Source organism: Marinobacter segnicrescens (assembly GCF_900111555.1).
Lineage (GTDB): Bacteria > Pseudomonadota > Gammaproteobacteria > Pseudomonadales > Oleiphilaceae > Marinobacter > Marinobacter segnicrescens.
In genome coordinates, this window is record NZ_FOHZ01000001.1 from 96692 (window position 1) to 116483 (window position 19792).

The following is a 19792-nucleotide window of genomic DNA, read 5'->3' on the forward strand; positions in this document are numbered from 1 at the left end:
GGAGGGAAAGGGCCGAGCCTGGCTCAGCCCTTTTTCTTGCTCTTCATGCGGGTTTTCTTGATCTGACGCCCTCTCTTGAGGTCGTTATCCTGCTTGACCTTCTGCCGCGGCGTTCGCCGGTCCACCTTGTCGGCAAACGGGTTTTCACCAGAGCGGAACTCAAAGCGGATGGGTGAGCCGTTGACCTTGAGCACCTTGCGGAACGTGTTTTCCAGGTAGCGCTTGTAGGCACCCGGCAATGCATCCGTCTGGTTACCATGCACCACCACTACCGGCGGGTTTGAGCCACCCTGGTGTGCATAGCGCAGTTTGATCCGACGCCCCCGAACCATGGGTGGCTGGTGCTGGGCAACGGCATCCTGCAGAATCGCGGTCAGGCGGTTGGTGGACCATTTCGCCATGGCCGACTCGTAGCAATCACCGATAGAGTCGTACAACAGCCCTACCCCGGAGCCGTGCAATGCGGAAATATAATGCTTGTCGGCGTAGTCCAGGAAGTCGAGTCGGCGCCGGACCTGCTCCTTCACCCGGTCCTTTTCTTCCGGGTCCATGCCATCCCATTTGTTCACGGCAATGACCAGCGAACGCCCTGCATCCAGTACGAAGCCGATCAGGTGCAGGTCCTGGTCCACCAGGCCTTCCCGGGCATCGATCACCAGGATAACTACATGGGCATCCTCGATGGCCTTGAGGGTCTTGATGATGGAGAACTTCTCCACCACTTCCCGAACATTCTTGCGTCGCCTTACCCCGGCGGTGTCGATCAGGGTGTATTCCTGGCCCTGGCGCTCATAGGGGATGTACACGCTGTCGCGGGTGGTGCCCGGCATGTCATAAACCACCACCCGCTCTTCTCCCAGCAGGCGATTCACCAGGGTTGACTTGCCCACATTGGGGCGACCGACGACGCCAATACGGATGCCGGGGTATTTGTCGGCACGGTCCTCTTCCTCCTCGGGAAGTTCGCCGAGCAGGTGCTCCAGCATGGAGCGGATCCCCCGGTTATGGGCCGCGGCAATCTGGTAGACTGACTCGAAGCCCAGGGAGTAGAAGTCAGCCGCAGCCACGTCCGGATCCTGGCCATCGGTCTTGTTGACCACCAGGTGGGCCGGTTTTCCAGAGCGGCGAAGGTGGTCCGCAATCATCTCGTCGCCGGCGGTCAGGCCAGAGCGCCCGTCGACCAGGAACAGAACGATATCGGCTTCTTCCACCGCCTGCATGGACTGGCGGGCCATCTCGGCATCCAGCCCTGCCTCATCACCTGTCAGCCCGCCGGTATCAATAACGATGAAGCGACGGCCCTCATAGTTACCGTCGCCATATTTGCGATCGCGGGTCAGGCCCGGGAAGTCCGCCACCAGCGCATCGCGGGAACGGGTCATCTGGTTGAACAGGGTGGACTTGCCCACGTTGGGGCGGCCCACCAGAGCGATTACCGGTGTCATTGGGTATGCCTGGGGTTAGAAGCCAAGGTTAATAACCTGAATATTTGGAGCAGATCCGTTACGTATCGCCCTATAACCGCGGCCTGGTAACACCAGGCCGCAGAAAGCATGTCAATCGCGGTTCTCAAGGGTAAACACAGCGAGGCGACCACCGTTGCCATAGACGACCAGGCGGTCCTCCCAGCGCAGCATCGGCGCACGGATCCCCTCATCGTCAAAGGATACCTGGCCCTGGAACTGACCGTTTTCCTGGGACAGGATATGAAGATAGCCCTCATAGTCGCCCACCACCAACTGATCACCAATGACGGCAGGTGCGGACAACCGGCGCCAGGAGAGCGCATCCTGGGTCCATACCTCATCCAGGCTGCGAGCATCCAGTCCGGTCACATCACCATTGTCGCTGACCACAAAGACCCGCTCGGGACCCAGCGCCGGGCTATGGAAGGTTGATGTTGACCGGCTCCAGATCTCTTCACCATTTCGCAGGTCCACCAGTGCCAGCTTGCCCTGATACCCGGCAAGCAGCGCCGCGCCTTCTACGATCACCGGCTCGGCGGTCACGTCCACCAGGCGCTCCAGCTCGGTACGGCCGGAGGGCTCGCCAACTACGTACTGCCAGACCGGCTGCCCGCTGGCCAGCGCCAGGGCTACGACACGTCCGTTCGCCAAGGAGACCAGTGCCAGTTCGCCACCGACCACCGGTGATGCAGTTGCGCGTATCGACAGGGACGGTGCAGGCGCATCGTACTGCCAGAGACGTTCACCGCTCTGGGCGTTGGCCGCAACCACCTTGCCGTCGATGGTCTGGGTCAAGACCAGGTTGCCATTGGACTGGGGCGGAGCCAGGACCTCGTTGGGCAGGTTCAGACGCCAGTTCTCTTCGCCTTCCTGCCGGTCAATGGCAATCAGCTCTGCGTTATCGTTCACCACGTAGAGCTGACGGCTGTCGCCGCCAACACCGGCCATAATGCGGTCGTCCAGGTCAACGCGCCAGCGTATATCCCCGGTAGCGGGACCCACTGCGACCACTTCACCGTCTGCCGAGACCGCGTACAGGCTTCCGCCCACGATCACCGGTTCGAGGTGAAGATACTGACCGTCGTGGCCATCCCCCACATTCAGGGACCACTGTTCTTTCAATGTGACCGAGGAAACAACCTCAGGCACCGGATCCGGCTTCTCGAGGTTTTCCGACGAGCTACAACCCACCATCACTGCTGCCACGCCAGCAAGTGCCAGGGGCATGCCAAGTGATTTCAGACGGCGGCTGAAACCCATCACGCATCACCTCCGACACCCAGGCTGGCGAGCTTCTGGCGCAGTAATCCGATACCACCGTCACCACCAGACTCACGAGCCCTCAAATAGGCTTCCTCGGCACCGGACTGGTCGCCGGTTGCCAGCAGGATGTCCCCCTCCAGTTCGGCCAACAGGCCTTCAAACTCACCTGCGTTGTCTGCGCCACGCACCGTAGCCAGGGCTGCGTCATAGTCACCGGCGCCATACTGGGCACGGGCAAGCCGGGTACGCACCACCAGAGACAGGGCCTCGCTGGAGCCAGACTGGTCCAGGGCCCACTGAAGGGATTCGGCCGCAGCTGCCGGATCGTTATCCGCCATCATCTGCTGGTTCGCGAGAATGAGCATGGCGTAAACCGCATAGGCGGTACCAGCATGATCGTCCCGGACCTTGTTGGCCAGGTAGGCAACAGATTCACGGTCCTCGTCAGAGGAAGCCTCGGTGGCCTGCTGTATCAGCTGCCCGAAGTCCGCGGCAGCCTTCGCCTGCTGGGTGGCCTGGTGGTTCTGCCAGGCCTGCCAGCCAAAGACAATGGCAAGGGCAAGGGCAATACCGATCAGCAGTGAACTGCCGTTTTTCTTCCACCACTGTTTGATGGCTTCTATCTGTTCTTCTTCGGTCCGCATTTCGGCCATGGTGACTCCTGAGTGTCCTGTCCGGTTCTGATTGTGTTTGATGCGATTGTCTGTCGTGGCAGAGGTCAGGTGTTAGCGAACTGACTGGCCAGGTGGCTGCCAACCTTGTCCAGCGAAACCTGCTCCTGGTCTCGCTCCTCGCGCAGGTACTTGACGCCAACGGCTCCGTCCCGGACTTCGTTCTCACCGATGATGATCGCTACCCGGGCGCCGCTGCGGTCGGCCTTTTTCATCTGGCTCTTGAAGCTGCCGCCGCCACAATGGGTCACGACTGTACGCCCCGGCATGGCTGAGCGTATTGCTTCGCTGGCCCGGAACGCCGCGCTAACCGCAGCCTCTCCCATGGCAGTAACGTATACATCCGCTTCGTTGTTGACGTCCGGCGGCACCAGCTCAAGGGTCTCAAGCAGCAGGATGAGCCGCTCCACGCCCATGGCAAAGCCGACAGCTGTGGTGGGACGGCCACCCAGTTGTTCCACCAGGCCATCATAGCGACCGCCGGCACAGATAGTACCCTGGGCGCCCAAACTGTCTGTGACCCACTCGAAGACAGTCTTGCCGTAGTAGTCCAGCCCGCGGACCAGGCGGTTGTTCACCGTGTAGGGCACCCCGGCCGCATCCAGCATGGCGGTCAGCTGCTCGAAGTGTTCACGGGACTCATCATCAAGGTACTCGTCAAGTGACGGAGCCTTCTCGAGGATCCGCTGGGTCTCGGTATTCTTTGAATCGAGGATTCTCAACGGGTTGGTCAGCAGGCGACGCTGGCTGTCCGGGTCCAGGTCGGAACGGTAATCCCCCAGATAATCCACCAGCGCCTGGCGGTACTCGGCGCGGGCCTCTGCGGTACCGATGCTGTTGATTTCGAGCCGGGCATGGGCTTCCAGGCCAAGGGCCTGCCACAGCCTTGAGGTAAGGATCAGCAGTTCAGCGTCAATATCCGGGCCATCCATGCCGAAACATTCCACGCCAAACTGGTGGAACTGACGGTAACGCCCCTTCTGGGGCCGCTCGTGACGAAACATGGGACCCGTGTACCACAAACGCCGGGTCTGGTTGAACAACAGGCCATGTTCTTCGGCGGCGCGTACGCAACCCGCCGTGCCCTCAGGCCGCAAGGTAAGACTGTCGCCATTGCGGTCGTCGAAGGTGTACATCTCCTTCTCGACGATATCAGTAACCTCGCCGATGGAGCGACGAAACAGTTCGGTATGCTCCACCACGGGCATACGGATTTCCTGGTAACCGTAAGACTGCAACACCCCGCGCACCCTGGCCTCAAGATACTGCCAGACGGGGGTCTGCTCGGGCAGGATATCGTTCATCCCGCGGATTGCCTGAATCTTAGCCAAAGTAGAACCTTTTCTGTTGGATAGAAGCCCGGAATGATTACTCAGCGGACTTCGCAATAATTGACTCTTCCTGTTCCTGGCGTCGGGCAACCTCTTCCCGGATCAGCCGCTCCAGGTCATCAGTGAGGTTGGCATTGTCCAGTTTCTGGTTGGGTTTGCCAGCGGCGTAGAACAGGTTTTTCGGCGAACCACCGGTCAGTCCCAGATCCGCCACCTTGGCTTCGCCCGGGCCGTTAACGATGCAGCCGATAATGGCCACGTCCAGGGGCACGTTAACGTCCTCCAGGCGGGCTTCCAGGTCATTCATGGTCTGGATGACATCAAAGTTCTGGCGGGAACAGCTCGGGCACGCGACAAAGTTGATGCCGTGGCTCCGAAGGCGCAGGCTCTTGAGAATATCGAAGCCCACCTTGATTTCCTGTACCGGGTCCGCCGCCAGTGACACCCGGATCGTATCCCCGATGCCGTCCATAAGCAGCATGCCCAGACCAATAGACGACTTGACCGTGCCGGAACGGAAGCCACCGGCCTCGGTGATGCCCAGGTGCAGGGGCTGCTCGATCTGACTGGCAATCTTGCGATAGGCGTCCACTGTCATGAAAACCTCGGAGGCCTTCAGGCTGACCTTGAAATCCTGGAAATCGTACCTGTCCAGAATATCGATGTGCCGCATGGCAGACTCCACAAGGGCGTCTGCCGTGGGTTCGCCGTACTTGCGCTGAAGGCTTTTTTCCAGGGAGCCCGCATTTACCCCAATTCTCATGGGGATACCGCGATCCCGCGCAGCCTGGATAACCGCGCTCACTCTGTCCTCCCGGCCGATGTTGCCGGGGTTGATCCGCAGGCAGTCAACCCCCAGTTCGGCAACCCGCAGGGCTATCTTGTGGTCAAAGTGAATATCCGCCACCAGCGGCAACGAAACCCGGGCGCGGATCTTGCCAAACGCTTCCGCAGCGTCCATGGAAGGGACCGAAACCCGGACAATATCGGCGCCAGCCTGCTGGAGTGCCTCAATCTGGGCAACGGTAGCATCCACATCACAGGTTTCCGTGTTGGTCATGCTTTGAACCGCAATGGGTGCATCACCACCGACCGGTACGTTGCCGACATGAATCTGGCGGGACTTGCGTCTTTTAATGGGGGATTCGAGTTTCATAAACGGCCAAACCGATGTGAAATTTAGATCGTTGCTGTGGGAGGGCCGATGCGACAGACCGCTCCGGCCACCCTGTTACGGCAGGTTCAGGACCAGCCGGTTATTCCGTACCTGGCGCTCAGACAGGTTTACTGCCTCTCCACCGAATCGCACCGAATCCACGCCGCTAACGGCTCCAAGTACGACCCGCAGCGGTGGCTCTGCGGTCAGCTCCAGGGTATCGCCGGCTGAACGCAGAGATGCCTCAAGGGTGCGACCTGAACTGTCCTGTACCTCGACCCAGCAGTCACCAGAAAATTCGATCGTCAGGCGGCCCTCATCGGCAACACTAACAGCAGGGTCAACTTCGTCCAGGGGTTCAGAGCGGACGGCGGTGTCCTGGTCAGCAGCTTCCGACGGGGCACCGGCGCTGTTATCCACGAGTTCAGCCGCGCTGTCATCAACGTCCTGACCCGATTCAACCTGAGTCTGGACGGTCGCATCAACGGATGACCCATCGTCTGCACCGGCCGCATCGCTGATGCCGGAATCGACACCAGAGCCGCTGGTGTCATTGGGAGAACCCGTGGATTCCAGTGTGCCATCCGAGCCACCCTGAATTCGTTCCGATGTAATCTGGGTGCCTGTCGGGAGAGCGTCCCCCGTGCCCTCTTCCACCTGGCCTGGCTGCGGGGCGCTGCCCTCGCCTGCAGTTTGCCCTGTGACCTCCGCCTGCTCGCGAGCCAGGTACAGTGATCCGCCATAGAAAAGCACCGCCAGGATTACCAGAATCACCACGATACGGGCGATCTGACGCTTGCGGCGCTTGCGTCGCTCAATGTTGATCAGGGGATTGGCCTCCACCCGAGCCTTCTGTTCTTCCCGCAGCGGTTCCAGCTCACTGTCCAGTTGCCGAATCACGCTTTCCGGGTCAAGGCCTACCTGTGATGCGTAGGTCCGCACATACCCCTTTAGAAACAGCTCGCTGTCAATCTGTTTGTAATCGCCGTTCTCGATCGCCGAGATCACAGCCGGGCGAAGGTGCTGGCGATCAGCCACTTCGGTAACGGTCAGTCTGGCAGCTTCACGGGCCTTCCTCAGGCGCTCACCGACACCTGGCTGATGGCTTTCCTGCTTGGCGTTATCCGTTGTCATCGGCCGTTAACACCTTGTATTGTCGATATTCTTCGGAGTCCGGATACTGGTTGCGAAGCAGCAGTGCGAGACTGGATTCCTGGTCGTAATTACGGAAGTGCCTGGCAATCCGGATACCCACCAGCAAGCTTTCAGGGGTATGGCTCAGCTGTGGGTTACGCTGCATCATGGTGGTCAGGCGACTGTAATACCCTGAGGCCGCAGCGTAGTCTCCCGTCTCCACAAGCGCCCGTGACAGGGCAAGCAACCACCGTGGATTGCCACGATCAAGTTCCAGTGCGCGGCGGTAGGCTCCGACCGCGGCATCCATGTCTCCGGTACGTTCGCTGGCCCGCCCCAGGTTATAGAAAACGGAAGCACGATCCTCGTAACCGGTATCACGGGAGGCCGTGACGAACTGTTCCCGGGACTCTTCATAGCGCTCCTCACGGTACAGAAAGGCACCGTAGAACACACGGCCTCGAGTATACCCCGGGTCACTGCGAAGGGCCTTACGATAGGATTCCTCGGCCAGCTCGGGCTCGCCCTCACGCTGCATCAGAAGCCCCTGGGTAGCCAGTGCCGCAGGGTCATCTGCCTGCAGGTCCAGGGCCCGCTCCAGGTGTTTTCGGGCACGGTCAGTGTTCCCCTGGGAAAGGTAGGCTGTGGCCAGCTGAACGTAGTTGGCGACCGCCTTGTCCTCGTCTTCTTCCCGCGCAAACCGGCTGTCCGTGGTCGTAACACAGCCGGCAAACAGGCTCGCAAGTAGCAGCATGCACAGGGACAGGATAAAACGGTTACTAATGCCGGAACCTGGTGACAACACTGAACGCATGGTCTCTTCCTGAAGCCTGTATCGGGGTTAGGGTGTCATCTGGTGCACCGGGATATAGCGCTGGCTGCGCCTGGTCCGGTCTTCCACACGACCCACGAGCTGACCGCAAGCGGCGTCAATATCATCGCCCCTTGTGGTACGAATGGTTGTGATGTACCCCGCTTCATTGAGAATTTTCTGGAATCGACGCGTCGCATTCATACTCGGACGACGGAAATCGCTTTCCGGAAACGGGTTAAAGGGAATCAGGTTGATCTTGCACGGGAGTCCCCGCAAGACCTCTGCCAGTTGCCGTGCATGCTCCGGCTGGTCATTGGTATTTTCAATGACCGTGTATTCGATGGTGGCCTTGCGCTTGTCCGGCAGTCGGGACAAGTAGCGGCGAGTGGCTGCCAGCAGCTCGGCAATCGGATATTTCTTGTTGAGAGGGACCAGCTGATTTCGCAATTCATCATTCGGCGCATGGAGTGAAATGGCCAGGGAAACATCGGTCACTTCCCCCAGGCGATCCAGCGCAGGCACGACCCCTGATGTACTCACCGTTACCCGGCGCTTGGAAATGCCATAGGCCAGGTCTTCCATCATCAGGTTCATGGCGTCGACAACGTTGTCGAAATTCAGCAACGGTTCACCCATCCCCATCATGACCACGTTGGTTATGGGACGGTCCGCATTGGGCTCAAAGGGCATGAAGGCCTTACGTGCCACCCATACCTGGCCGATGATCTCGGCGGCGGTCAGGTTACGGTTAAACCCCCGCTTGCCGGTTGAACAGAAGGTACAGTCAAGGCTGCAGCCGATCTGTGAAGACACACACAGGGTGCCCCGTTCGCCATCCGGTATCAGCACGGTTTCGACACTGTTGCCGGAGTCCATGCGCATGACCCATTTGCGGGTACCGTCTTTGGAAGACTCATCGTAGACCACTTCCGGCCCACGAACTTCGGCAACCTCCTTGAGCTTCTCCCGCAGGGCCTTGCTCATGTTGGTCATCTCATCGAAGTCGTCCACACCCCGCTGATGGATCCACTGTAGCACCTGGGTTGCGCGGAAACGCTTCTCCCCCAATGTTTCGAAGAATGCCTCAAGCTTGGCCTTGGGCATTCCCAGCAGATTGGTTTTTTCGACAGCAGCAGTCATGGTCAGTCTCGATCAGGTAACAGACGGGGCGGCCGCAGCCGCCCCGGACAGCATCAGCCCCGCGGGCAGATTTCGCTGTCGTTGAAGAAATAGGCAATTTCCCGCTCAGCGGAAGCCGCAGAGTCGGAACCGTGGACGGCGTTGGCGTCAATGGTGTCAGCGAAATCCGCGCGGATGGTGCCTGCTTCCGCTTCCTTCGGGTTGGTTGCGCCCATCAGGTCACGGTTTTTGGCAATGGCGCCTTCGCCTTCCAGAACCTGAACCACAACCGGGCCAGAGGTCATGAACGCCACCAGGTCACCAAAGAACGGGCGCTCCTTGTGCTCGGCGTAGAAGCCTTCAGCCTGCTCCTGGGAAAGGTGCATCATCTTCGCGGCAACGATCTTCAGGCCGGCTTTTTCGAAGCGGGAGTAGATCTCGCCAATGACGTTCTTGGCAACAGCATCCGGCTTGATGATAGAGAGCGTGCGCTCGTTGGACATAATCTTTGCTCCAGTTGGGTTTCAGGTGGAAATTCCGGCCTGAGATTATACGCAGTAAGGGGCCGGCTGCCTACCGACAGCGGCCCCTTACCATGACAGACCAGCGGCCTCAGGCGGAGGTGCGCCGACGTTCACGCAACCGTTCGACCACCGAGACCACCTGGCCGGCGGCGAAATCCACTTCCTCATCCGTGGAAAACCGCCCCAGGGAGAATCGCAGACCTGCATGGGCCTGGGCCTCGCTCAGGCCAATGGCCGTAAGTACATAGGAGGGCTCCATGGTCGCCGAGGCACAGGCCGAACCCGATGAGACCGCCAACTCCCTCAGACCCAGCATCAGCGACTCCGCTTCGATGCCGTCAAAGGAAAGGTTGATGATCCCGGGGACCCGTTGAGTTTCATGGCCGTTTAGGGTCACACCCTCGAGTTCGCCAACAGCTTCCAGGAACCGGCTCCGTAACGCTTCCAGCCGGGCCATTTCATTTTCGAGCAGCTCCCCGGCCATATCGAAGGCCTTGCCCATCCCGACAATCTGGTGGGTAGGCAGTGTACCGGACCTCATGCCCCGCTCATGGCCGCCGCCATGGATCTGGGCCTCGATGCGAACATCCGGTGAGCGTCGCACGTAAAGCGCCCCCACGCCCTTGGGCCCGTACACCTTGTGAGCTGAAAGGGCGACCAGGTCTGCGTTAAGGTCAGACACGTTCACCGGCACCTTGCCAGCGGCCTGCGCCGCATCCACATGGAACAGCACGCCACGCTCACGCAACATGTCTCCGATCTTGCCAATATCGTTTATGGTGCCCAGCTCGTTGTTGACCAGCATCAGGCTGACCAGCAGTGTCTCCGGCCTTAAAGCCTGTTCCACCTGTGACAGGGCAATCTGACCGGTGGCATCCGGTGTCAGCCGGGTAACGTCGCAGCCCTGACCCTCCAGCCAGCTGCAGGTATCCAGGACCGCCTTGTGCTCAATGGCGGAAGTGATGATGTGTGGGCGCACATCCGGGTTGCAGTTAGCGCCAACGGCGCCCTTTATCGCCAGGTTGTCCGACTCGGTGGCTCCGGAGGTCCAGACAATCTCCCTTGGGTCGGCACCGATTAGCTGCGCCACCTGTCGCCGGGCATTTTCTACAGCGGCTTCTGCCTGCCAGCCATAACCATGGGAACGACTGGCCGGGTTACCAAAAACCCCGTCCAGGGTCAGGTAGCCTGCCATAAGCTCGGCAACGGCAGGGTCCACAGGCGTAGTGGCTGCGTAATCAAGATAAACCGGTGTTTTCATGCTCTGTTTCAGGTCAGGCGGGCGCCTGGTCTTCCAGACGCTCGGTGTTGATGGTATCGGCCAGCGCATCTTCCCGGGCCTGGCCATCCTGTCGACTGGCCACCGCCTGGATTTCGCGCTTGTTCATCAGGTCGGCAAGGCTAATGCGACTCAGGAACTGGTGGATCTGGTCACTCAGGTCGGACCACAAGTGGTGGGTCAGGCACATTTCGCCGTTCTGGCAATCCCCCTTGTGGCTGCAGCGAGTCGTATCCAGGGACTCATTGACGGCATCTACCACATCCGCAATAAACACCTGGTCACTGGACCGACCCAGACGGTAGCCGCCACCCGGGCCACGCACACTGCTCACTAACTTTTCACGGCGCAGACGGGAGAACAACTGTTCCAGGTAAGACAGGGAAATTCCCTGGCGCCGGGATATGTCGGCCAGGCTGACAGGCCCCTCGTCTCCGTGGAGGGCAAGGTCCAGCATGGCAGTTACGGCGTAGCGGCCCTTGGTAGTCAGTCGCATAACGGCAGCCCCGGCTCAGAAGTTCATGGAATTCCAGCCGCTGAGTATGAATTGACCAACCTTTTTGGTCAAGTATTCAGCGGTCCTCGGCGCCGCTCGCTGCCCGCCGGTCCTCCCCGGCGTGATCCACTGACTCAGCAGAATCATCCCGCACGCAATCAAACTCCCCCGCATCCAGCGGCGGCAACTTGCCATTGTCCACATAGTCCTGGTTGACCTTGTGGATGGCGGCGCACATCTTTTCGATACGCTCGTCCACGGCGTGCATATGATCCAGCAAACTACGCATCGCCCGGGCCACGGGATCCGGCATTTCCTCGGTCACACCGTAGGCATCGAAGCCCATGCGTTCTTCCATTTCCTTGCGACGGTCATCTTTTTCGCGGGTCTTCACCACCATCCTTCCAGGTATGCCGACAACGGTTGCGCCGGCGGGAACCGCCTTCGTCACCACCGAGTTAGAGCCCACCTTGGCCCCCTCACCCACCTCGAACGGACCAAGAATCTTTGCGCCGGCCCCTACCACCACGCCATTGCCAATGGTCGGGTGCCGCTTGCCCTTGTTCCAGCTGGTGCCACCAAGGGTAACGCCCTGATAAAGGGTAACGTCATCCCCGATCACCGTGGTTTCACCGATTACAACACCCATGCCATGGTCGATGAAGAATCGCCGGCCAATGGTCGCGCCGGGATGAATCTCGATACCGGTCAGCCAGCGGGAAAAGGTGGAAACGCTCCGGGCCAGCCATTTGAAATCGGCCTGCCAGATCCGGTGTGCCAGGCGGTGTAATAACAGGGCGTGCAACCCCGGATAGTTGGTCAGAACCTCAAACGTGTTACGGGCAGCGGGGTCCCGGTGAAATACGCTGGCAATGTCTTCTTTGAGTCGCTCAAACATTTGTCTGGTCCTGTTTGCGTCCACCGTCACCCCTGCCCGATGCCGAGGTGGATTTCTGTACCGCTGTCAGTATGCCCCGGAGGATGTTGACTTCCATCTGGTCCGGCCGGGCCCGCTGATAAAGCCGGCGGAGCCGGGTCATGAGCTGGCGGGGGTTGTCCCTGCGGTGAAAATCAATCTCCGCCAGTGTCGTCTCCAGATGGGCAAAAAAGCCTTCCAGCTCCGACACAGTAGCGGCGGGCACATCCCAGCCCGTGTCCCCGGGCGCCGTAATAGGCTTGAGTTGCGGGTTATTCTCACTGTTTTCAAGCCCCCGCAGGTATTCCATGCGAATTTCATAGCACATGACCTGGACCGCCATTGCCACGTTCAGGGAGCTGTAGTCCGGATTGGTCGGAATATGTATGTGAACATGGCACCGCTGCAACTCTTCATTACTGAGGCCATTGCTCTCTCGGCCAAACACCAGGGCCACCTGCCCCCTCCCCTGATACTCGCCCACCTGGCGGGCGGCATCGGTTGGCGACATTACTGGCCAGGGCACCTTGCGCCCGCGGGCACTGGTGCCCATTACCAGGACACAGTCTTCGATAGCCTCATCCAGGCTGGACACAACCCGCGCATGGTCAAGCACATCGGATGCACCGGAAGATCGGGCGTAGGAAGTTTCGTCAGGAAACGAGGCCGGGTTCACCAGCCAGAGATTGCCCAGCCCCATGTTTTTCATAGCCCGGGCAACGGCGCCAATGTTGCCGGAATGGGACGTTTCCACCATTACCACGCGGACATAGTCACGGGCAGGCAGGTCGAAGGTACTTGGCAATGCGGGCTTGTGCATGAGTGGTCCGGTTCCGAAGCGGTAAAAAGAGATCAGCAAACAAGCCAACATGTTACCAGAAGGCAGCGATTTTTTGATGGTATTGGCCTCCGGTAACTGCTGCCCTGGCCGCCATGGGGGTCTTTACGGACCGGAAAAAGTTTCAAGGGCCGACGGCGATTTGCTATGATCGCGCCTTTGATCACTCCAGAAACTGAAGAATCCGATGCAACCAGCCATTAAAATGGCCCTGCGTGTCGCGCGCCAGGGTGCCGATTACCTGAAAGCCCACTTCGAACGCCAGGACATTGCCGGCAACACCGCCGAAGATCGTCAGCGTCAGCTCGACCGGGTCACTGGTAACATGTTCGAGAACTTTTCCGAGCAGTTACAGAAGGCCTACAAGGATCATTACATTGCCCCCGCCGGCGACGGCAATGCCGATGGACACGCCCTTAGCTGGCATATCTTCCCGGTTATTGGTGGCGAAAACCTTCTGCGCGGCATCCCGGATTTCGTGGTAGCCCTGGTGCAGAAAAAAGACGGTCGCACCGACAACCTGCTTGTGATGAACCCGGTAACCGGTGAGGAGTATTCCGCAAGCCGTGGCCGGGGCGCCGCCCTCAACAGTCGCCGTATGCGGGTCAGCGAGACCCGACACCTGAGCGAGGCGGTTGTGGTTTCCAACCTGCTGGACCAGGCCCGTGGCGCTGAAGAGCCGCTGGTCTGGGGTGAACTGTCAGCGGGACTGGCCTCCCAGGCCCGACAGGTCCGCAGCACCGGTTGCAGTGTGCTGGACATTGCCCGGGTGGCTGCCGGCCACCTGGATGTCGCGATACTGTTTCGCCCGTCGCAGGAGGACCTGGATATAGGACTGGCTCTGGCCAACGAAGCCGGTGTTCTCAGCAGCGATTTTTCCGGTAACCCGTCTTCAGGTGACACCCGCCAGCTGGCCATTGCCAACCCGAAGCTGATCCGGGAAGTGCTGCGCACCCTGCGCCCGTTCCAGGCCAGGCTGCCACGCTGATCCGGTAACCGCTGTCGGCTGAACACAAAAAAACCGGGCTGAAATCATCCAGCCCGGTTTTTTTATGCCTGGAAGATCCCCGGCGGACAACCGTGTCGCCGAAGACCCTTCCACCAGTTACATCCGATTCAGCCACTCCGGAGGGGCTTCCTCTTCCTCGCCCTCTCCGGCAATGCCCTCTTTCGGGGGCACTACCATATCTGTGCGGGTCACACCCAACGCAACAAGCAGGTTCGCAGAGACATAGATGGATGAGTAGGTGCCCACGATCACGCCAATAGCAAGGGTGATGGCGAAGTTATTGATGGCTTCACCGCCCAGGAAATACAGCGCCATCAGCACCAGTAAGGTCGTCAAAGACGTATTGATGGTTCGGTTGATCGTCTCATGGATAGAGAGGTTGACGGTTTCCTCCGGATCATCAATCCGCAGCTTCCGGAAATTCTCCCGGATACGGTCCATGATGACGATGGTATCGTTCAGGGAGTAACCGATAACCGCCAGCAGGGCCGCCAGCACGGTAAGGTCAAAGGTCCACTGAAATAGCGCGAAGAGCCCCAGTACGATGATGACATCATGGGCCAGGGGTATCACCGATGCGATACCGAACTTGAACTGGAAACGCATACCCACGTAGATCAGCACCACCGCGAGCGCCAGCAACATGCCCAGGCCGCTGCTCTCCTTGAGCTCATCACCGACCTGGGAGCCTACGAACTCCGAGCTCACCAGCTCCACGTCGATGTCGGAACGATTCTGCATATCCGCAAGTATGCTGCGGCCGAGTTCGTCATCACCGGCTTCCTGCATACGGATGAGCACCAGCGTGTCAGACCCGAAGTTCTGCACCACAAAGTCCTCGTAGCCGGCATCGGTCAACGCCTCGCGGACGTCATCAAGCTCGAGAGCCTCGGCGTACTCCAGCTCCACCGACGTGCCGCCGGTGAAGTCCAGGCCGAAGTTAAGTCCGCGCATTCCCAGCACCACAATGGATGCCACCACCAGCAACAACGAGATGATGGCGAAGGGCTTGCGCAAACTCATGAAATCAAATTTTTCGGTACGGGTATCAGACATTGGCCAGCTTGCCTCCGATCGAGAGAGATTCGACCTTCCGGCCTCCGTATATGGCGTTCACCATTCCACGACTCACCACCAGGGCGGTAAACAGGGAGGTGACGATACCAATACTGAGGGTTACCGCGAACCCCTTTACCGGCCCCGAACCCATGGCGAAGAGAATAATCGCCACCAGGAAGGTGGTGATATTGGCGTCCACAATGGAAACGAAGGCCCGCGAATAGCCGGAATTGATCGCCAGCTGGGGTGAAACCCCTTCCCGCAGCTCTTCACGGATACGCTCGAAGATCAGTACGTTGGCGTCCACCGCCATCCCCACCGTCAGCACGATACCGGCAATCCCCGGCAAGGTCAGCGTGGCGGAAATGATCGACATGCAGGCCAGCAAAAGCATCAGGTTGAGCGTCAGCGCAACATTGGCGACCAGGCCGAAAGCCCGGTAGAAAACCGCCATGAACACCAGCACCAGGCAGAAGCCGACGACAACCGACATAAAGCCGGCATCAATGTTCTGCTGTCCAAGGCTCGGTCCGATGGTCCGCTCCTGGACGAAGTACATGGGCGCTGCCAGGGCACCGGCACGCAACAGCAGGGCCAGTTCTGACGCTTCATGGATGGAGTCCAGCCCGGTAATACGGAAGCTGGAGCCCAGGGTGGACTGTATCGTGGCCAGGGAGATGATGCTGGTCTCCTGTACCCGCTCTTCACGGGTCACCACCTCGCCGTCGACAACTTCCTGTTCCATCTCGGTACGGAATTCAATGAACAGGACCGCCATACCGCGACCGACCGAGTTGCGGGTGGCGCGGGTCATCAGGTCACCACCCACCCCGTCAAGGGTAATGTTGACCTGTGGCATACCGTTTTCGTCAAAGCTCTGACTGGCGTTGGCGACGTTCTCACCGGTAACAATCACCTCCCGCTCCAGCCGTGCGGTACGACCAGGTTCATCCCGGAAAGGATAGGTCTCGGTAGAGGCTGCGGGAGCATCCTGGCGCGCCGCCAGGCGGAACTCCAGGTTGGCGGTTGCACCAAGTACCCGCTTGGCCTGGGCGGTATCCTGTACCCCAGGCAGTTCCACGATAATCCGGTCGGCCCCCTGGCGCTGCACCAGCGGCTCAGCGACACCCAGTTCATTGACACGATTACGGATAGTGGTCAGGTTCTGCTCGATGGCATAGTCCTGGATCTGCTGGATCTCCTGCTCGGACAGGCTCAGGTTCAACAGATAGTTGTCTTCCTCTGTACTCTCGTCGAGCAGGAACTCATTGTAACGATCGCGGATAATGTCGAACGCCTGTGAGCGGTCCTGCTCACTGCGGAAAGACAGCTCGATACGGTTGCCGTCAGAAACATCGCCACCACGATAACGGATGCGCTCCTCCCTCAGCTCCCGCTTGATCTGACTGGCGGTAGCATCGAGGCGCTGCTCAACGGCGGTTTCCATATCCACTTCAAGCAGGAAGTGAACGCCCCCGCGAAGGTCAAGGCCCAGCTTCATCGGGCCGGCACCCACTGCCTTGAGCCAGTCGGGGGTGGACTCTGCCATATTCAGGGCAACCAGGAATTCGTCACCCAGGGCCTGCTGAACAACCGGCCGCGCCTGTAACTGGTCATCAGAGCTGTTCACGCGAATCAGCGCACTGCGCTCCTCCCGGTCAATGCCCTTGATGGTGATGCCGGCTTCCTCCAGTGCCTCGGACGCACGGTCGACGGTCTGCTGGCTGATCTCGGTACCACTGCGGGCACCGGTAATCTGGATGGCATAGTCGTCAGGGAATACGTTCGGCAAGGCATAGACGAACCCGATCGCCAGAACGACCAGGATCAGTATGTTTTTCCAAAGCGGATACTTGTTCAGCATAGGAGCCCTTTGTTGACCGCTACCAGGCCACCGGCATGGCGGTGGCCTCCCTGGTCATTGTGTTCAGATGTCTTTCAGAGTGCCCTTGGGCAGGGCCGCACCAACCGCAACCTTCTGAACTTTCAGTTCCACGTTATCGGCCACTTCCAGCACCACGAAGTCATCAGTCACACGGGTGATCCGGCCAACGATGCCGCCAGAGGTCACCACTTCGTCACCCTTGTTCAGGCCCGACATCAGGGCCTTGTGCTCCTTGGCACGCTTGGACTGCGGGCGCCAGATCAGCAGGTAAAAAATCAGGATGAAACCACCGAAGAAAATGACCTGCCCCATAACTCCCATACCCTGGGCGGCGTCCTGGGCCAGGGCAACACCCGGCACGGCTGAGGCCAGGAGGGTGGCCAACATGGCTTTTACTGCTTTCATAGGATGTCTCCGTTAGTCGTTCTGCAATGAATACGGGTGCGTGGAGGTTCAGCCACCGGCCAGGGGCGGCACAGGCAGGCCACGCTTGGCGTAGAAGGATTCCACAAAGTCGGACAATGTACCTGCTTCAATAGCCCCACGCAATCCGGCCATCACCTTCTGGTAGTAGTGAAGGTTGTGGATGGTATTTAATTGCGAGCCCAGCATTTCACCACACTTATCAAGATGATGCAGATAACTTCTCGAGAAATGTGAACAGGTATAGCAATCACACTCGGCATCGAGCGGTGAGGTGTCGTGGCGATGGGTGGCGTTACGTATCTTGACGATACCGGTGGAAGTGAACAAATACCCGTTACGGGCATTCCGTGTGGGCATGACACAGTCAAACATGTCCACACCACGACGCACCGCTTCGACAATGTCCTCCGGACGACCGACGCCCATCAGGTAGCGGGGATGATCTTCCGGCATCCGCACCGGCAGGTAGTCCAATACCGCGATCATTTCCTCTTTGGGCTCCCCTACTGACAGGCCGCCGATGGCATAGCCGTCAAAGCCGATGTCGACGAGGCCCTCCAGGGACCGCTGCCGCAGGTCGTTGTACATGCCGCCCTGGATAATGCCGAACAGTGCGGACGGGCTTTCGCCATGCGCTACCTTGCTACGGGCCGCCCAGCGCAGGGACATTTCCATGGACTCCCGGGCCTGCTTCTCGGTGGCCGGGTAGGGAGTGCACTCGTCAAAGATCATCACAATGTCCGAGCCCAGGTCCCGCTGGACCTGCATCGCAATCTCCGGGTTCAGCTCCACCGGCGAACCATCCACCGGCGAACGGAAGCTCACACCCTGCTCAGTGATCTTGCGCATGTCTCCAAGGCTGAATACCTGGAAGCCCCCGGAATCCGTGAGGATGGGCCCCTGCCACTGGGTAAAGTCATGGAGGTCGCCGTGGGCCTTGATCACTTCAGTGCCCGGCCGCAGCATCAGGTGGAAGGTGTTGCCGAGAATGATCTGGGCGCCGGTCGCTTCGATATCCCGGGGCAGCATACCCTTTACGGTGCCGTAGGTACCCACAGGCATGAATGCCGGGGTTTCAACCACACCCCGGGGAAAGGTCAGGCGGCCCCGACGGGCCTTGCCGTCTTCACCGAGTTTTTCAAATGACAGGAAACAGTTGTCGCGCATTTTCAGGCTCCTGGTCCGGCTAGCGCCCCGAGACTGGGCTCCTGACCGGTAATAAACATCGCATCACCGTAGCTGAAGAAGCGATAGCTTTCGGCCACTGCCACCCGATAGGCCGACATGGTGTGATGATAGTCAGCGAAGGCACTCACCAGCATGATCAGGGTGGATTCCGGCAGATGGAAGTTGGTGATCATCCCGTCGACGGTCTGGAACCGGTACCCGGGCCGGATGAAGATATCGGTCTCACCCTGGAACGGGCGCACCACCCCACCCCGACTGGCGGACTCCAGGGAACGTACCGAGGTAGTGCCAACGGCGATAACCCGTCCACCACGCTGCCTGGCCGCCCTGATGGCCTCGACCGTTGCTTCCGGGACCGTAGCCACCTCACTGTGCATCACGTGGTCTTCCACCTTCTCCACGCGCACCGGCTGGAAAGTGCCTGCACCTACGTGCAGGGTAACGAACGCCGTCTGGATACCTTTTGCGGCGAGGCGATCAAAGATCGACTGATCGAAGTGCAAACCAGCCGTGGGAGCGGCTACGGCGCCGGCCTCCCGGGCATAGACAGTCTGGTAGCGCTCTCTGTCAGTGCTTTCGTCGGGGCGGTCCACATAGGGGGGCAGGGGCATGTGCCCTGCCCGTTCGAGCAGATCCAGCATGGCCTCGCCGGATTCGGTCTTCAGCCTGAACAGGGCGTCCTCCCGGTCAAGCATCACCAGTGCGGAGCCATCTTCCAGCACTACCCGCTGACCGGGTTTCAGCGCCTTGGAAGCACGCACATGGGCCAGTACGGTATCGGTGGACTCAACCCGCTCCACCAGAACCTCCACCCGTCCGCCGGTGTCCTTGGTACCGAACAGGCGGGCGGGAATAACCCGGGTGTCGTTGAACACCAGCAGGTCGTCGGGCTCCAGCAGGTCAGGCAGATCGCGGAACTGGCGGTGGGCCAGTGCGCCGGACACGCCATCAAGGCAAAGCAAGCGGGATGCGCTGCGCTCCGCCATCGGATAACGGGCAATCAGCTCAGCGGGCAAATCAAAATGGAAATCAGAGACTTTCATGGACAGGTCGACTCGGGGCCGGCCCGAGAAGGCCGGAATTCTGAATACACCGGGCCAATGAGGAATGGTAGCGGCGGGCGGACTCGAACCGCCACGGGTTTTACCCCAACGGATTTTGAATCCGTCGTGTCTACCAATTTCACCACGCCGCCACACAGGTTGCCCGGTTGTCGAG

General features: G+C 59.7%; 19 protein-coding genes and 1 tRNA gene. 1 reads left to right on the top strand and 19 read right to left on the bottom strand.

Annotation, left to right across the window (positions count from 1 at the left end; genetic code table 11):
* Positions 1–23: 23 nt before the first annotated feature.
* From der to trmJ, 13 genes are all read right to left on the bottom strand, one after another.
* The gene (gene der, locus BM036_RS00440) at positions 24–1445 is read right to left on the bottom strand and encodes a ribosome biogenesis GTPase Der (RefSeq protein WP_091848265.1); all 1422 of its coding nucleotides are present in this window, start codon (positions 1443–1445) and stop codon (positions 24–26) included.
* Between the two features lie 111 nt (positions 1446–1556).
* Positions 1557–2726: an outer membrane protein assembly factor BamB gene (gene bamB, locus BM036_RS00445; protein WP_091848266.1), complete on the bottom strand. Its 1170-nt coding sequence runs from the start codon at positions 2724–2726 to the stop codon at positions 1557–1559.
* Positions 2726–3382, bottom strand: coding sequence for a YfgM family protein (locus BM036_RS00450; RefSeq protein WP_091848267.1), 657 nt, complete (start codon positions 3380–3382; stop codon positions 2726–2728). Before BM036_RS00450 ends, bamB begins: the two co-directional genes overlap by 1 nt.
* 65 nt (positions 3383–3447) lie before the next feature.
* On the bottom strand, positions 3448–4704 hold the full coding sequence (hisS, locus tag BM036_RS00455; RefSeq protein WP_218144754.1) for a histidine--tRNA ligase: 1257 nt from the start codon (positions 4702–4704) through the stop codon (positions 3448–3450).
* Positions 4705–4768: 64 nt separating this feature from the next.
* Positions 4769–5887: a flavodoxin-dependent (E)-4-hydroxy-3-methylbut-2-enyl-diphosphate synthase gene (ispG, locus tag BM036_RS00460; protein ID WP_091848269.1), complete on the bottom strand. Its 1119-nt coding sequence runs from the start codon at positions 5885–5887 to the stop codon at positions 4769–4771.
* A 75-nt stretch (positions 5888–5962) separates the two neighbouring features.
* On the bottom strand, positions 5963–7021 hold the full coding sequence (locus tag BM036_RS00465; RefSeq protein ID WP_091848270.1) for a RodZ domain-containing protein: 1059 nt from the start codon (positions 7019–7021) through the stop codon (positions 5963–5965).
* A complete protein-coding gene (gene pilW, locus BM036_RS00470) occupies positions 7008–7835 on the bottom strand; it encodes a type IV pilus biogenesis/stability protein PilW (protein WP_091848271.1) in 828 nt (275 codons plus the stop codon). Before pilW ends, BM036_RS00465 begins: the two co-directional genes overlap by 14 nt.
* 27 nt (positions 7836–7862) lie before the next feature.
* Positions 7863–8975, bottom strand: a complete 1113-nt coding sequence (gene rlmN / locus BM036_RS00475) for a dual-specificity RNA methyltransferase RlmN (RefSeq protein WP_091848272.1) — start codon at positions 8973–8975, stop codon at positions 7863–7865.
* 53 nt (positions 8976–9028) lie between these two features.
* The gene (gene ndk, locus BM036_RS00480) at positions 9029–9457 is read right to left on the bottom strand and encodes a nucleoside-diphosphate kinase (protein ID WP_091848273.1); all 429 of its coding nucleotides are present in this window, start codon (positions 9455–9457) and stop codon (positions 9029–9031) included.
* 109 nt (positions 9458–9566) lie between these two features.
* A complete protein-coding gene (locus BM036_RS00485; RefSeq protein WP_091848274.1) occupies positions 9567–10739 on the bottom strand; it encodes an IscS subfamily cysteine desulfurase in 1173 nt (390 codons plus the stop codon).
* Positions 10740–10752: 13 nt separating this feature from the next.
* A complete protein-coding gene (iscR, locus tag BM036_RS00490) occupies positions 10753–11253 on the bottom strand; it encodes a Fe-S cluster assembly transcriptional regulator IscR (RefSeq protein ID WP_091848275.1) in 501 nt (166 codons plus the stop codon).
* Positions 11254–11329: 76 nt separating this feature from the next.
* On the bottom strand, positions 11330–12151 hold the full coding sequence (gene cysE, locus BM036_RS00495; protein ID WP_091848276.1) for a serine O-acetyltransferase: 822 nt from the start codon (positions 12149–12151) through the stop codon (positions 11330–11332).
* Entirely contained in the window at positions 12144–12989 is an 846-nt protein-coding gene (trmJ, locus tag BM036_RS00500; protein WP_091848277.1) for a tRNA (cytosine(32)/uridine(32)-2'-O)-methyltransferase TrmJ, read from the bottom strand. Before trmJ ends, cysE begins: the two co-directional genes overlap by 8 nt.
* 205 nt (positions 12990–13194) lie before the next feature.
* Here trmJ and BM036_RS00505 point away from each other — a divergent pair, with 205 nt between their 5' ends.
* Positions 13195–13995 (top strand): inositol monophosphatase family protein, encoded by an 801-nt coding sequence (locus BM036_RS00505; protein ID WP_091848278.1) that lies wholly within the window; start codon positions 13195–13197, stop codon positions 13993–13995.
* A 117-nt stretch (positions 13996–14112) separates the two neighbouring features.
* Here the strand turns inward: BM036_RS00505 and secF are convergent, their stop codons facing one another.
* The 6 genes from secF to BM036_RS00535 all read right to left on the bottom strand — a co-directional run bounded on the left by secF (position 14113) and on the right by BM036_RS00535 (position 19769).
* Positions 14113–15072: a protein translocase subunit SecF gene (gene secF / locus BM036_RS00510; protein ID WP_091848279.1), complete on the bottom strand. Its 960-nt coding sequence runs from the start codon at positions 15070–15072 to the stop codon at positions 14113–14115.
* On the bottom strand, positions 15065–16939 hold the full coding sequence (gene secD / locus BM036_RS00515) for a protein translocase subunit SecD (protein WP_091848280.1): 1875 nt from the start codon (positions 16937–16939) through the stop codon (positions 15065–15067). Before secD ends, secF begins: the two co-directional genes overlap by 8 nt.
* A gap of 63 nt (positions 16940–17002) precedes the next feature.
* Positions 17003–17365, bottom strand: coding sequence for a preprotein translocase subunit YajC (gene yajC, locus BM036_RS00520; protein WP_091848281.1), 363 nt, complete (start codon positions 17363–17365; stop codon positions 17003–17005).
* Between the two features lie 48 nt (positions 17366–17413).
* Positions 17414–18535, bottom strand: coding sequence for a tRNA guanosine(34) transglycosylase Tgt (gene tgt, locus BM036_RS00525; RefSeq protein ID WP_177185972.1), 1122 nt, complete (start codon positions 18533–18535; stop codon positions 17414–17416).
* A 20-nt stretch (positions 18536–18555) separates the two neighbouring features.
* Positions 18556–19617: a tRNA preQ1(34) S-adenosylmethionine ribosyltransferase-isomerase QueA gene (queA, locus tag BM036_RS00530; protein ID WP_091848283.1), complete on the bottom strand. Its 1062-nt coding sequence runs from the start codon at positions 19615–19617 to the stop codon at positions 18556–18558.
* A gap of 65 nt (positions 19618–19682) precedes the next feature.
* Positions 19683–19769, bottom strand: a tRNA-Leu gene (locus BM036_RS00535).
* Positions 19770–19792 lie beyond the last annotated feature (23 nt).

Coding starts and splice junctions, on each gene's coding strand:
- der (WP_091848265.1), bottom strand. CDS start 1,445: ATGACACCGGTAATCGCTCTGGTGGGCCGCCCCAACGTGGGCAAGTCC.
- bamB (WP_091848266.1), bottom strand. CDS start 2,726: ATGGGTTTCAGCCGCCGTCTGAAATCACTTGGCATGCCCCTGGCACTT.
- BM036_RS00450 (WP_091848267.1), bottom strand. CDS start 3,382: ATGGCCGAAATGCGGACCGAAGAAGAACAGATAGAAGCCATCAAACAG.
- hisS (WP_218144754.1), bottom strand. CDS start 4,704: ATGAACGATATCCTGCCCGAGCAGACCCCCGTCTGGCAGTATCTTGAG.
- ispG (WP_091848269.1), bottom strand. CDS start 5,887: ATGAAACTCGAATCCCCCATTAAAAGACGCAAGTCCCGCCAGATTCAT.
- BM036_RS00465 (WP_091848270.1), bottom strand. CDS start 7,021: ATGACAACGGATAACGCCAAGCAGGAAAGCCATCAGCCAGGTGTCGGT.
- pilW (WP_091848271.1), bottom strand. CDS start 7,835: ATGCGTTCAGTGTTGTCACCAGGTTCCGGCATTAGTAACCGTTTTATC.
- rlmN (WP_091848272.1), bottom strand. CDS start 8,975: ATGACTGCTGCTGTCGAAAAAACCAATCTGCTGGGAATGCCCAAGGCC.
- ndk (WP_091848273.1), bottom strand. CDS start 9,457: ATGTCCAACGAGCGCACGCTCTCTATCATCAAGCCGGATGCTGTTGCC.
- BM036_RS00485 (WP_091848274.1), bottom strand. CDS start 10,739: ATGAAAACACCGGTTTATCTTGATTACGCAGCCACTACGCCTGTGGAC.
- iscR (WP_091848275.1), bottom strand. CDS start 11,253: ATGCGACTGACTACCAAGGGCCGCTACGCCGTAACTGCCATGCTGGAC.
- cysE (WP_091848276.1), bottom strand. CDS start 12,151: ATGTTTGAGCGACTCAAAGAAGACATTGCCAGCGTATTTCACCGGGAC.
- trmJ (WP_091848277.1), bottom strand. CDS start 12,989: ATGCACAAGCCCGCATTGCCAAGTACCTTCGACCTGCCTGCCCGTGAC.
- BM036_RS00505 (WP_091848278.1), top strand. CDS start 13,195: ATGCAACCAGCCATTAAAATGGCCCTGCGTGTCGCGCGCCAGGGTGCC.
- secF (WP_091848279.1), bottom strand. CDS start 15,072: ATGTCTGATACCCGTACCGAAAAATTTGATTTCATGAGTTTGCGCAAG.
- secD (WP_091848280.1), bottom strand. CDS start 16,939: ATGCTGAACAAGTATCCGCTTTGGAAAAACATACTGATCCTGGTCGTT.
- yajC (WP_091848281.1), bottom strand. CDS start 17,365: ATGAAAGCAGTAAAAGCCATGTTGGCCACCCTCCTGGCCTCAGCCGTG.
- queA (WP_091848283.1), bottom strand. CDS start 19,617: ATGAAAGTCTCTGATTTCCATTTTGATTTGCCCGCTGAGCTGATTGCC.